The organism is Pseudomonas fluorescens Q2-87, assembly GCF_000281895.1.
GTDB lineage: Bacteria > Pseudomonadota > Gammaproteobacteria > Pseudomonadales > Pseudomonadaceae > Aquipseudomonas > Aquipseudomonas fluorescens_S.
The window spans coordinates 6333401-6346353 of the sequence record NZ_CM001558.1 but is presented as its reverse complement, the minus strand read 5'-3'; the positions used below and the strand labels follow the sequence as shown (position 1 = coordinate 6346353).

Genomic DNA, 12953 nt, shown 5'->3' with positions numbered 1-12953 from the left:
AAAAGTTACTAGACGACTGGTCTAATCGTAGATACTGTAGTCGCACATTCACTCACCCCGGCAAAGGTTACAGCGATGAGCACCCGTACCAAGCTGGCCTTTATCTCCCCATCGCTCTTTTTGCTGCCCGGTTTGTAGACGACCAGTCTAATTAAATTGCTTCATTTATTGCGACCCCACGACCCCAAACTGAAAACAGGATGCTTAACATGAAAATTCTTATGGTGCTGACCTCCCACGACACCCTGGGCAACACTGGCCGCAAGACCGGTTTCTGGCTGGAAGAACTGGCGGCCCCCTACTACACCTTTCTCGCGGCCAACGCCGAAATCGTCCTGGCCTCGCCCAAAGGCGGCCAGCCACCGCTGGACCCGAAGAGCAATGAGCCATCGTTCCAGACTGACCTGACCCGCCGCTTCGAGAACGATGCCGCGGCCACCGCCCAGCTCGCCAACACCGTGCGACTGGACAGCGTCTCCCAGAATGATTTCGACGCAGTGTTCTACCCAGGCGGCCATGGCCCACTGTGGGACCTGGCTGAAGATCCGAAGTCGATCCGACTGATCGAGGCATTCCTGGCCGCCGGCAAGCCTGCTGCCCTGGTGTGCCACGCTCCCGGCGTGCTGCGCCACGTGAAAAATCCAGACGGTACGCCACTGGTTGCAGGCAGAAAAGTCGCCGGTTTCACCAATACCGAGGAAGAAGCCGTAGGCCTGACCAACGTCGTGCCCTTCCTGGTTGAAGACATGCTGATCGCCAACGGTGGCATGTACTCCAAGGGCGCTGACTGGTCCTCCTACGTCGTCAGCGACGGCTTGCTGATTACCGGCCAGAACCCGGGTTCGTCCACCGAAGCCGCCCAACTCCTGATCGCCAAACTGAACCAATCCAACGCTTGAGCTCGCCGCTGACGGGAGACTCGAACATCTCCCGTCGCTATTCCCTATTCCCATCCGCAGGCCCCGCCGGGGCTTCGGTGCAGGCCACTCAACCTCTGGAGACACCATGACAACGTTCAACGTGGAGCAAATCAAAGCCGCTGGCTGGCTGAAGGAAGCCAACTACATCGGTGGACAATGGGTGGCGGCGGATGACGCCAACGTCTATAGCGTCATTGACCCGGCCACCGAAGCCCAGATTGGCCAGATCCCATGGGTGGGGGCCCCTGAAACGCGCCGCGCCATCGATGCCGCACAAGATGCCTTCAGCGCCTGGTCGATGACCACCGCCGCAGAACGTGCAGGCTTTCTCGGCCGCATGGCGCAGATCGTGCGCGACAACATCGACATTCTCGCCAGCATGCTCACCCTTGAACAAGGTAAGCCGCTGGCCGAAGCACGCAACGAAATGAAACTCGGCGCCGATTACATCCAGTGGTTTGCCGAAGAAGCACGGCGCATCAATGGGGAGATCATTCCGTCGCCCTGGAAAGACCGCCAGATCCTGGTTACCCGTGAACCCGTCGGTGTAGTAGGCGCGATTTCACCGTGGAATTTCCCATTTTCCATGCTATCGCGCAAAATTGCCCCGGCGCTTGCCGCCGGTTGCACCATCGTCATCAAGCCATCCGAGTTCACACCATTTTCCGGCCTGCTTTATGGCGTACTGGCCCAGCTAGCCGGGATTCCCGCCGGTGTGGTCAATGTCGTGACCGGTGACGGCGCCGTCGTCGGTGGAGAGTTCTCCTCCAACGCTCTGGTGCGCAAAATAACCTTCACCGGTTCGACCCGTGTGGGCAAGCTGCTCTACAAACAATCCGCCGACACCATGAAAAAACTCTCCATGGAATTGGGCGGCAACGCACCGACGATTATTTTCGACGATGCCGACATGGACCTGGCCGTGGAAAACGCCGTCGCCGGAAAATTCCGCAACAGCGGCCAGACCTGCGTATGCACCAACCGCTTCTACGTGCAGGACGGCATCTACGACGAATTCGCCCGCCGCCTGACCGACCGCGTGCGCCAGATGAAGGTCGGTAACGGCTTCGAGGACGGCGTCGAACAAGGCCCGCTGATCAACCAGGCCGCCGTCAGCAAAGTCCAAGCCCACGTTCAAGATGCCCAAGCCAAAGGTGGACGCGTATTACTCGGCGGCAAACGCCATGCGCTAGGCGCGACCTTCTTCGAGCCGACCGTGATCGCCGACGCCACCGCCGACATGCTCATCGCCCACGAAGAAACCTTCGGCCCGGTAGCCGCGCTGTTGCGCTTCAGTACCGAGCAAGAGGCTATCGACGCCGCCAACGCCTCGGAATTCGGCCTCGCTGCGTACTTCTACACCCGTGACCTGGCGCGCACTTTCCGCGTATCCCGTGCCCTGCAGAGCGGCATGGTCGGCATCAACGCCGGGGTGATCACCACCGTGGAAGCCCCGTTTGGCGGGGTCAAGGACAGCGGCATTGGTCGTGAAGGCTCAAGCCACGGCCTGGATGAATACCTGAACCTCAAGTACCTCAGCCTAGGCGGTCTGTAAGCCCGACTGATGCAAAAAAGGAATCGAATCATGCAACACCACTTCCTGTTTGAACCGACTACCCTCGGGCCGCTGACACTGAAAAACCGCATCGTCATGCCGCCCCTGACGCGTCAGCGCAGCGGCCAGCCCGGCGACGTGCCAACGGCCCTGATGGCTACTTATTACCAGCAACGCGCCAGCGCCGGTTTGATCATCAGCGAAGGCACCCAGATCGAACCGCGCGGCAAGGGTTATGCCTGGACGCCAGGGATCTACAGCCAGGCGCAGATCGACGGCTGGCGCACCGTCACCGACGCGGTACATGCAGAAGGCGGCGTGATTTTCGCCCAGCTTTGGCACGTCGGCCGGGTCTCACACACCGGCCTGCAACCGGACAATGCCGCACCCGTCGCGCCGTCGGCGATCCAGGCCCGGAAGGCCAAAGCCTTCATTGAAACGGCCCCGGGTATCGGCACCCTGGTCGAACCGTCCCTGCCACGGGAGCTCACCGTGACGGAAATCAAGGCGCTGGTCGAGCTCTACGCCCAGGCGGCACGCAATGCGCTCAGCGCCGGTTTCGACGGCGTTGAGATTCACTCGGCCAATGGTTATTTGGTCAACCAGTTCATTTCCGCCCACGCCAACCAGCGCACCGATGAATACGGCGGTTCGCTGCATGACCGCCTGCGTTTCCTGCGCGAAGTAGTGCAAGCCGTCAGCGCCGTGGTTGGACCTGACCGCGTCGGGGTACGCTTCACGCCGCTGTTCACCAGTACCGATGAAGATCGGGTGTATATCGGCTTCGTCGAGGATGATCCGCATCAGACCTATATCGAGGCGATCAAAGTGCTGGAACAAGCAGGTATCGCTTACCTGTCGATTGCCGAAGCCGACTGGCCGAATGCCCCAGACCTGCCTGACGCGTTTCGCCGGGAGGTCAGAAGCACCTTCAGCGGCCGCATCCTGTATGCAGGCCTGTACACCGCCGAGCGTGGCGCGCGTCTAGTGGATGCGGGCCTGGCCGACCTGATTGCGTTCGGCCGGCCGTTTATCGCCAACCCCGACCTGCCCCAGCGCATCGAGAAGGGCTGGCCACTCAATGCCCTGGACGCCGCTAACCTGTATGGCGGCGGTGAGCGAGGCTTCACGGACTACCCGCTGTATGCTTGCTCTGAAATTTGACGTAAAGAAAAAGGTGCTGCCATACGCCAAGGTATTGAAGCAAAAGTATTGCTGACCACAGGCGGCAGCACCGGCATCTGCGCCGAAGTGGTCTAGCGCTTGTCCGCGCGTTAATCCAGAAAACAACGATCGAAAAGATAGACGCTGCCGGGCTTGAGGTTTTCCACCGTGCGTTGTGGACGGCCGCCGTCGCCGCTTTTCTTGCGGCCAGTTTCCTGTAAATAGCCTGCTTCGGTCATCTTCAGCAGACGCTGGCGCATGCTGGTCTTGAGCACCGGGCGATCAAGCACCACGGAGAAAATGCTCACGGCTTGCGGCGCGCTGAACTCAGGGCCGAGGAACATCAGCGGTAGGCTGCTGTAGAGGGCTTTGGAGAACAAGCGCTCCTGTACGGTGGCCACCAGGTTGTTGTGATCGAAAGGGAGTTTGATCGAGGCGTCGGCGACGTCCTTGAGCGGGAAAAATCCCTGGTGCTCGGCGAGCTGCACCGCATCGCTCACGATCGCCAGGTAGAACGTCGACGACGACCAGCAGCGCGGGTCGCGGAACGCGTCGCCGACGGTGCCGACTTGTTCGATCCAGGCCAGCGGCATGCCCACTTTGCTCGAGCTACGCAGCCGTTCTACGGCGTCGTTCAGCGTCAGGTCTTCAACCCCCCCATTGACCACGATTCCCGGCAGCGCCCAATGGCCGGCGAACGGCTCGGTTTCGCGTCGGTTCAGCAGGATTTCAAGCGCCTGGGCTTCCCGGCAGAAGCGCAGCACACACAGGTCGATGGTGTGCAGGTAGTCGCGCGCGGGGGCTGTGCGGTTCGGCATGTCAATTTCCGTGGGTTGCGTAAAGGTCATAGTTTAACGGGTTCATACCGGGTGCCATCCAGTGGGTGGGAAGCGGCTCGCCCAAGGCCAGTCGCTCGCGAACCACGGTGCTGCGCACGTGGATCGTTTCTTCCACGCAAACGATGGAAAAGCGCTCCAGCAATGCTTCGCCGCGATAGAAGGTCGGCAGCAGTTGCGCGACATCCTGGCCGACCACCAACGCTATCTGCTTGCCGTCCAGGGCCAGGCTGTCGGCGAGGTGGGTGAGCAGGGTGTAGCTGTAGATCGGGCCTTCTACATCCCGCGCCACGACCTGCTCCACCCGGCTTGCGCGTACTTGCGCACGGCACAGTGGCTGGACCTTCCGGGCGATCGATTCGAGCCAGTTCAGGCGAACCTCATAATCGATCATTCGCTTTGCGTAGGGGTGCCTGAAGCTGGGGGCGACCAGCACACGTCTGGCTTGGCACGAGGCTTCGATCATCACTTGGGCGTGACCGGCATGCGGCGGGTTGAAAGCGCCGCCATAAAGGGCTATCTCGAACATGGCTTATCTCCGATAGGTACACCACGTGTACTCTATCAGTGAAGTCTAGATTTTGGACAGCGAGATCTTATGTCCGCTCGAATATCCAGAAAAATGGAGGCTGTAAAATATTTCTGTTTGGCGCTTGTTATGAAAGTACACGTTGTGTACTCTTTCGATCGTCAACAGGAGAAAACCAGCATGAACAGCCTGACCCGAAAAACGGCTTCCTTCGATGTCGATGCGCAAAAGAGCTTCACACCGCTTTGCCCTGATGAGCTTCCCGTACCAGGTGGTCACCAGATCGGCAGTGAGCTGAATTTCATCGCATCCCTGGCCAGTATTCGCATCGGCAGCAAGGACGCCCATTCGCCACCGGCACCTTGGGTGGTCGCCGATCATTCGCAGATGTTCGTGCCAACCGGGCTCGAGCACGCCGATATCACTTGGGTCAGCCACTGTGTTCCCGGTACCGAGGGTTTCACCCTGCTGGACGAACTGCCGACCCCATACGACTACGACTATTTCGTCTGGAAGGGCGTCGAGCCCGATCTGCACCCCTACGGCGCTTGCTACCACGACCTGCACGGCAAGCTGTCCACCGGGGTGATCGAGTATTTGAAAGGCCTGAAGGTGGAACAGGTGATTGTCGGCGGGCTGGCGCTGGATTTCTGCGTCAAGACCACCGCCCTGCAACTGGCCGCCGCCGGCTTCAAGGTGATCGTTCACCTCCCGGCCTGTCGCGCAATCAGCGAGGAGGGGGCCGTTCAAGCCATTGAAGGCTTGCAGCAAGCAGGGGTCTCGGTGGCCGCGACTCGCGAAGAAACGATCCGTCTGGCAAACGCATAAGGAAGAGCCATGGACAGTGCATTCGATACAAGCAGCGCCACCATCCAGAGTCTTCTGGATACCGACTACTACACCTTCACCATGATGCAGGCGGTGTTGCACCAGCACCCAAACGTAGAGGTGGAATATCAATTCATCGTGCGTTCCAAGGAGCGGCTCGGCCACCTGATCCCGGACATTCGTGTCGAATTGGAGAAACTCGCCGGCTTGCAGCTGCGTGAAGGCGAGCAACGGTTTCTGTTCAACAAGCGTTTCCGAGAGTACCTGACCCCGGACTTCGAACAGTTTCTCGGCTTGTTCCGCTTCAACCTGCGCTACATACACGTTGCCGAAGTCGACGGCCAACTGCACATCCGCGTCCGTGGCCCGATGCTGCACTGCATCATGTTCGAGCAACCGGTATTGGCGATGGTCAGCGAACTGCGCAACCGCGAGAAATATCCCGAAGTCGAGTTGGCCGACGTCACCCGCAAGCTCTACCAGAAGTTCGAATGGCTGGAGAAAAATGCCAGCCGTGAAGAACTCGCCGAGTTTCGTGTTTCGGACTTCTCCACCCGTCGGCGCCTGTCGTTCAGGGCCCAGCGTGAAGTGGTCAATGTCATGCGCAGCGATTTCCCTGGGGTGTTTGTCGGCACCAGCAACGCTCACTTGGCTTATGAGTTCGATCTTCCGCTGATTGGCACGATGGCCCACCAGTGGCTGATGGTGCACCAGCAACTCGGGCGGTTGCGCGAGAGCCAGAACGCGGCGTTGGAAAACTGGGTGCACGAATATCGCGGTCGGCTCGGTATCGCGCTGACGGACTGCATCAGCACCGATTTTTTCCTCAAGGACTTCGACCTCTACTTCGCCAAGCTCTATGACGGCCTGCGCCAGGATTCCGGTGACCCTATCGTCTGGGCCGACAAGGTACTGGGGCGCTATGCGCAGCTGGGTATCGACCCGCGCACCAAGGACCTGATGTTCTCCGATGGCCTCAATTTCGAAAAATGCCTGCCGATCCTGCGCCACGTTCGTGGCAAGGCCAGATTCGGTTTTGGCATGGGCACCAGCCTGGCCTGCGATGTCGACGGCGTCGAGCCGCTGAGCATCGTCATGAAACTGGTGCGGGTCCACGGCGAGCCGGTGGTGAAGTTCTCCGACGACCCGATCAAGAACGTCTGCGAGGACGCCTCATTCCTGCGTTATGCCGCGCAAGTGTTCAACGTCACCCTTGCCAATCCACAACTGGGAGCCTGATATGACTTCGCTTCAGCAAGAAAGCATTGCCCGGGAACTGGGCATCGACCGTCAATTCAAACAGGGCGGCGAAGCCAGTGAAATTGCCCGTCGCGTCGAGTTCATCAAGCAGATGGTGCGCGAGTCGGGTTGCCAGTCCCTGGTACTCGGTATCAGTGGCGGCGTCGATTCCCTCACCGCCGGGCGCCTGTGCCAGTTGGCGGTGCAGCAGTTGCGGGACGAAGGTCATGAGGCGCGCTTTATCGCAGTCCGACTGCCCTACAAGGCCCAGGCCGATGAGCAAGACGCCCAGGACTCCCTGGACTTCATCCGGCCGGACTCGACGACTACCAGTAACATCGCCGCTTGTGTCGACGGGTTGATGAGCCATATCGCCATCGACGGGTTGCAGCCTTCGGCCGAACTCATCGACTTTGCCAAAGGCAACGTCAAGGCCCGGGCGCGGATGCTGGCGCAATACGCCATCGCCAATCTGAGCAATGGGTTGGTGGTCGGCACCGATCATGGTGCAGAAGCGGTGATGGGTTTCTTCACCAAATTCGGCGACGGCGCTTGCGACCTGGCGCCACTGTCCGGGCTGACAAAGACCCAGGTGCGGTGGTTGGCTGATGCGATGGGTGCGCCCTCGCACCTGGTGCGCAAGGCGCCGACCGCTGATTTGGAAGACTTGGCACCTGGTAAGTTGGATGAAATGGCGCATGGATGCAGCTACGAGGAAATCGATGCATACCTGATGGGCGAAGAGGTGTCGCCCCAGGTACGACAGATCATCGAACGCGCCTACCTGCGGACGGCTCATAAACGCGCACTGCCACGTGTCCCCTCATCGTTGTGAGCGGGAATGGTTGCGACAGTTTTCAGTCGAACTGGAACAGAAGTTAGGCCATCTTGAACGTTTTGTGAGCATCGGCGATGGCTGAACAGGCTTTCAAACGGGACCTCTAGTCCCTAAATGGAGTGGGTGAATGACACAGGCAACCGGCATCAGGGATCGCGTGCGCATCAAACAAGTCGAAGTCCTCTCGGACAATTGGTACGTGCTGCGCAAGACCACCTATGACTATCTGGGCCGCAACGGCCAGTGGCGCGAACTGACGCGTGAAACCTATGACCGTGGCAACGGCGCGACCATCCTGCTGTACAGCAAGGCCAAGCAGACCGTGGTGTTGACCCGGCAATTCCGCTTCCCAGCCTTCGTCAACGGGCATAATGACCTGTTGATCGAAACCTGCGCCGGCCTGCTGGACAACGACGATCCGCACACTTGCATCCGCAAGGAAACCCAGGAAGAAACCGGCTATATCATCCAGGACGTGCGCAAGGTGTTCGAAGCCTTCATGAGCCCGGGCTCCGTGACGGAGCGAGTGCATTTTTTCGTCGGCGAGTACTTCGATGAAGACAAGCAGCACGAAGGCGGCGGGTTGGAAGCGGAGGGTGAAGAAATCGAGGTGTTGGAGATGCCATTGGATCAGGCCCTGGGCATGATCGAGACCGGCGAGATTTGCGATGGCAAGACCATCATGTTGTTGCAGTACGCCAAGCTGCATCGATTGCTGGATTAGCCCGGCGCTTTTATATGATCAAGTCGGATGAGCCCAAAAAACGCGCAGCCTTGCTCCAGGGCTGCGGGTTTTTTGTTCAGCTGGATTGGGCCTCGCTGTCGTCCTGCATGTCGTCCAGGTATTGCGGTTGGTCGGTCTGGTCCGGCAATTCGGTGACGACGCTGAAATCGCTGATCTCGATGGCGCCGGCCCCATGGCCGAGCAAATGGAAAGAAAATGCCTTGCGCGGCAGCGGGTTGTCGAAACGGATGTCCATCACCAGTGGTTGCTCGTGTGTCACCGCCACGTCTGTGGGTAAATCTATCGGCACATCCCGCTCGAACTCCTTGGCCTTGAGCGAAATGTAGGCCGCGTGGTCTGCCTCCACCGCGCGAATGGTCAGGCTGACGCGGGTCTGTGAGCCTTTGGGCATTTCCAGGTACTGGGCGCCGATGAGGTTATCGGTCCAGTCGTTGCTGACCGTGGCCGGCAATGGGATTTTGTCGGCGCTGCCAAACTGATAATGCTGGTTCAGCGGCGTTCTCAGCAGGGTCTGGTCCAGCGCCGTGGCCCGGGCGCTGATCAGCCGGGCGCGCTGGCCGCTGTATTGCCCGCGATAGAGGGCGCGTTCGGCAATGAAGCCTTCGCTGGTGTAATAACGGCAACGCTGCTGGAAATCACACTCGGTAAACGTGCCGTCGCCATCGTGGTGGCGCAGCTTGCCGTTGGTGAACGACATGATTTCCCGGCCGGTTGCGTAGTCCCGGAACAGCGAGCGGCCGGACAGCGACGTGGGCACCGCATAACCGAAGTAATCAAGGATCGAGGCGGTCAAGTCGACATGGCCGTAGGTCCCCGATTTGATCGTGGGCAATGGCTCCGGTGCCAGCGTCAGGTTGAATCCCCAGGACGATGCCAGGCGCACATCGTCGATGCCGTGGGATTCGTCCGAGGTGATGACCACCAGGGTATTTTCCAGGATGCCCTGGCGTTCCAGGCCCGTCAGGAAACTGTCCAGGGCGTCGTCGAGGTAACCCACGGCCGCCTGCTTGGCGGACTCGTAGCGTTGCAGGTAGTCGTCCGGCGCGGAGTAGGGCTGGTGGGTGCCCACGGTCAGCAGGGTGAGCATCCATGGCTTGTCCGCTTGCTGAAGCTGCCCGACGTAATCCAGTGCGCCTTCGAAGAAGGTCTTGTCGTCCTTGCCCCAGGGAAATTCCAAGTACGCCGGTTGGGTGAACCAGTCCATGCCCAGGGTCGTGTCGAAGCCGATATGCGGCATGATCCGGTCCTTGGCCATGAAACGTAGCCCCGCGCCCTGCAGGAAATGGGTGGAAAAACCGTTCTGGCGCAATTGGGCGGGCAGGCAGTCCTGGTTGCGCTGGCTCTGGTTCAGCATCTCGACGCCTTTGGGCGTGCCGTCGTTGAGTTTGTCGTAGTCGCCACACAACATTGCGTATAAGCCACGGATGGTCTGGTGGCTGTGCAAGACGTAATCGGGCGTGTTCATGCCGCGTTCGGCCCAGGCGCTGAGGCGCGGCATCAGGTTTTCCTGATAGCGGCGGTTCAGGGCTTGGCGATTGGTGCTCAGGTAGGCCCCGGGAATGCCTTCCAGAGCAATGACCAAGACGTTGCGCGCGCCCCCCGGTTCGGCCAGCAGTTTCGCGCCATCGAGGTCCAGCCTGGTAAGACCTTCCATGGGCGGGAGCGGATCGACCGTATCGCCTTCGAACCACTGCTCGGCCCGTTCCTGCCCCGCGACAATGCCCGCCGTAACGAGTTGATGGGGTAGGTTGAAGACATTCCATTGGTCTGCTTCGGTAGGACGCCAGGATTGCAACGCACCGTGGGCCAGCAAGAGCATGACCGGCAACGCCCAGGCGTGGCGCGGCAAACGCGGCGTCAAGCTGGGTCGGCTGGCCCAGCGGGTCATCAGCCATAACGCCAGCGCGGCCAATTGCAACACAGCCAGCCAAGGATGCGCGAAGCCGCCGCTGGTGGAGTTTTCGACGAATTGCGGGTCGATCAGGTAGTGAATGTCCGAGGGGGTGGGCATCCGTCCGACGGCGCTGACCAGCTCGATGCTGGCCAGGGTCAACACGCTCCAGGCGAGCAATACCGGAAGCGCCAGCCACCAGGGACGGCGATGAAGCAACACGATCAGCAAGCCGCCAATGCCCAGGTCCGAGAGATAGCCCAGCGGGTCGGACCAACCCAGGGCCAGGCGCAGGATCATCGGGACGAGTAATACGCACCCGACCAGCATGATCAGTGAGGCGAGAGGATGAGTTAGACGGTGGTAAAAAACTTTCACAGCAACAGGCCTTTCAGTTGAAGCCAATCCATAAAACAGCAGGCGGACCTTGTGGGAGCGAGCTTGCTCGCGAAGCGTCGGCTCAGTCGGATTCATGGCGACTGACGGACCGCTATCGCGAGCAAGCTCGCTCCCACAGGGTTATTTTCCGGGTCATAAAATTGTCATGAAACGCGATGGTACCAAGGGGTACCTTCCGTGGCCGGATCAATGTCCCGGTGTCCGGCTGCGCTACGCTGTGGTTCACTGGCCCAGGCCTCTACAATGGCGGCCCTGCGCTGCGTTGAGACGCCGCGAAAAACTTGTATCAGGATTTCTCATCGGGGGATGGATGGACAGGTTCCAGGAAATGCAGGTGTTTGTCGCGGTGGCCCAGGACGCCGGATTTTCGGCAGCGGCGCGGCGCCTGGGGCTGTCGGCGGCTAGCGTCACGCGTGCGGTGGCAGGGTTGGAGCAACGCATCGGTACGCCCCTGCTGGTGCGCACCACCCGTAGCGTCTACTTGAGCGAAGCGGGCCAGCGCTTTCTCGAGGACTGTCGGCGGATCCTGGGTGAGCTGCAGGAAGCCGAGGACTCGGCGGCCGGCAGCCATGTCCAACCCCGAGGACAACTGACGGTGACTGCGCCGGTATTGTTCGGCCAGTTGTTCGTCACCCCGCTGCTGGTCGATTATCTGCACCGGTATCCCGAGGTCTGTATTAATGCCTTGCTGCTGGATCGTACGGTCAGCATGGTCGAGGAGGGCATCGATGTGGCCGTGCGCATCGGCGAGTTGCCGGACAGCAATCTGCACGCCGTGCGTGTGGGTGAGGTGCGCAGGGTCGTTTGTGGCTCCCCGGCATTCTTCGACCGCCACGGCCGGCCTCGCCATCCAGAGGATCTGGAGCGAATGCCGGTGGTGGCGTCATCGGCCATTGGCCAGATCAAAAGCTGGACCTTCATCGATGCAGGCCAACCGCTGGCCGTCCGGCCTGTGCCGCGCCTGGTGGTGACGGCCAACCAGGCCGCGATCACCGCTGCCTGCCAAGGGTTGGGTATGACCCGGGTGTTGTCCTATCAAGTGGCGAGCAATGTGGCGGCCGGTGAGCTGGAAATCGTCCTGGCTGACTTCGAATTGCCGCCGCTGCCGATCCATGTGGTGTATCAGGGCGGGCGCAATGCACCGGCGCGGGTTCGCAGTTTTGTCGATTTCACCGTTAACGCGTTGCGCGAACATCCGGCCTTGAGCGGCTGAGGTATTGTTTCAAAAGACGAAATAATGGATTGCGTTTGCGGGTGATTCTCTTGTTTTGGCTTGGGGAGGAAGATGACCCCATCGACGCCGTTGTGCTGATGGCGTCACTTCCCCCGGAGTCGACCATGAACCCCATCAAGCACTATCACTTCCCGCTTTCCGGCCATTCCCACCGCGTCCAGCTGATGCTTTCGTTGCTCGAGTTGCCCGTCGAGGAAGTCTTCGTCGACTTGGCCAAGGGGGCGCACAAACAGGCGGATTTCCTGGCGCTCAACTCCTTTGGCCAAGTACCGGTCATCGACGATGATGGCGTGGTGCTGGCGGACTCCAACGCCATCCTGGTGTACCTGGCGCAAAAATACGGCAAGGGCCGCTGGTTGCCGACCGATCCGATCGGCGCGGCCCGGGTGCAGCGTTGGTTGTCGGCTGCCGCGGGGCCGATTCATGCGGGGCCGGCCACGGCACGGCTGATCACGGTGTTTGGTGCGCCTTATAACGCTGAAGACGTGATCGCGCGTTCCCATAACGTGCTGAAAGTCATCGACCAAGAGTTGAGCGGCAGCGCCTATCTGGCCGGCGATGCGCCGACGATTGCCGATGTGGCCGGCTACAGCTACATCGCCCACGCACCGGAAGGCAATGTGTCATTGCAGGACTACGGGAATGTGCGAGCCTGGCTGGCGCGTATCGAAGCCTTGCCTGGGTTTGTGGGCATGCCGCGTACAGTGATCGGTTTGCAAACACATGCCTGATAATCAAGGCTGAATGCCCGCTGTGGCCAGTGAGCAAGCGCCCT

Annotated in this window: 12 protein-coding genes; 9 read left to right on the top strand and 3 right to left on the bottom strand. The window is 60.3% G+C overall.

Annotation, left to right across the window (positions count from 1 at the left end):
• Positions 1-209: 209 nt before the first annotated feature.
• From PFLQ2_RS00100 to PFLQ2_RS00110, 3 genes are all read left to right on the top strand, one after another.
• Positions 210-899: a type 1 glutamine amidotransferase domain-containing protein gene (locus PFLQ2_RS00100; protein ID WP_003187177.1), complete on the top strand. Its 690-nt coding sequence runs from the start codon at positions 210-212 to the stop codon at positions 897-899.
• A 106-nt stretch (positions 900-1005) separates the two neighbouring features.
• Positions 1006-2475 (top strand): NAD-dependent succinate-semialdehyde dehydrogenase, encoded by a 1470-nt coding sequence (locus tag PFLQ2_RS00105; RefSeq protein WP_003187175.1) that lies wholly within the window; start codon positions 1006-1008, stop codon positions 2473-2475.
• Between the two features lie 30 nt (positions 2476-2505).
• Positions 2506-3639, top strand: a complete 1134-nt coding sequence (locus tag PFLQ2_RS00110; protein ID WP_003187174.1) for an alkene reductase — start codon at positions 2506-2508, stop codon at positions 3637-3639.
• A 110-nt stretch (positions 3640-3749) separates the two neighbouring features.
• Here PFLQ2_RS00110 and PFLQ2_RS00115 read toward each other — a convergent pair whose 3' ends face one another.
• Together PFLQ2_RS00115 and PFLQ2_RS00120 are read right to left on the bottom strand one after the other, a co-directional pair.
• Entirely contained in the window at positions 3750-4457 is a 708-nt protein-coding gene (locus PFLQ2_RS00115; protein ID WP_003187173.1) for an NUDIX hydrolase, read from the bottom strand.
• 1 nt (position 4458) lies between these two features.
• Positions 4459-5004, bottom strand: coding sequence for an adenylyltransferase/cytidyltransferase family protein (locus PFLQ2_RS00120; RefSeq protein ID WP_003187172.1), 546 nt, complete (start codon positions 5002-5004; stop codon positions 4459-4461).
• A 180-nt stretch (positions 5005-5184) separates the two neighbouring features.
• Here PFLQ2_RS00120 and PFLQ2_RS00125 point away from each other — a divergent pair, with 180 nt between their 5' ends.
• From PFLQ2_RS00125 to nudK, 4 genes are all read left to right on the top strand, one after another.
• The gene (locus PFLQ2_RS00125; protein WP_003187170.1) at positions 5185-5832 is read left to right on the top strand and encodes a nicotinamidase; all 648 of its coding nucleotides are present in this window, start codon (positions 5185-5187) and stop codon (positions 5830-5832) included.
• A 9-nt stretch (positions 5833-5841) separates the two neighbouring features.
• Entirely contained in the window at positions 5842-7071 is a 1230-nt protein-coding gene (pncB, locus tag PFLQ2_RS00130; RefSeq protein ID WP_003187169.1) for a nicotinate phosphoribosyltransferase, read from the top strand.
• 1 nt (position 7072) lies between these two features.
• Positions 7073-7906, top strand: coding sequence for an ammonia-dependent NAD(+) synthetase (gene nadE, locus PFLQ2_RS00135; RefSeq protein WP_003187168.1), 834 nt, complete (start codon positions 7073-7075; stop codon positions 7904-7906).
• 130 nt (positions 7907-8036) lie between these two features.
• Complete coding sequence (gene nudK, locus PFLQ2_RS00140) at positions 8037-8633, top strand: GDP-mannose pyrophosphatase NudK (RefSeq protein ID WP_003187166.1); 597 nt, start codon at positions 8037-8039, stop codon at positions 8631-8633.
• Between the two features lie 76 nt (positions 8634-8709).
• Here nudK and PFLQ2_RS00145 read toward each other — a convergent pair whose 3' ends face one another.
• On the bottom strand, positions 8710-10875 hold the full coding sequence (locus tag PFLQ2_RS00145) for an LTA synthase family protein (RefSeq protein ID WP_033046358.1): 2166 nt from the start codon (positions 10873-10875) through the stop codon (positions 8710-8712).
• Positions 10876-11254: 379 nt separating this feature from the next.
• Between PFLQ2_RS00145 and PFLQ2_RS00150 the strand changes: the two genes are divergently transcribed.
• Together PFLQ2_RS00150 and PFLQ2_RS00155 are read left to right on the top strand one after the other, a co-directional pair.
• The gene (locus PFLQ2_RS00150) at positions 11255-12157 is read left to right on the top strand and encodes a LysR family transcriptional regulator (protein ID WP_003187164.1); all 903 of its coding nucleotides are present in this window, start codon (positions 11255-11257) and stop codon (positions 12155-12157) included.
• Positions 12158-12282: 125 nt separating this feature from the next.
• On the top strand, positions 12283-12909 hold the full coding sequence (locus PFLQ2_RS00155; RefSeq protein ID WP_003187162.1) for a glutathione S-transferase family protein: 627 nt from the start codon (positions 12283-12285) through the stop codon (positions 12907-12909).
• Positions 12910-12953 lie beyond the last annotated feature (44 nt).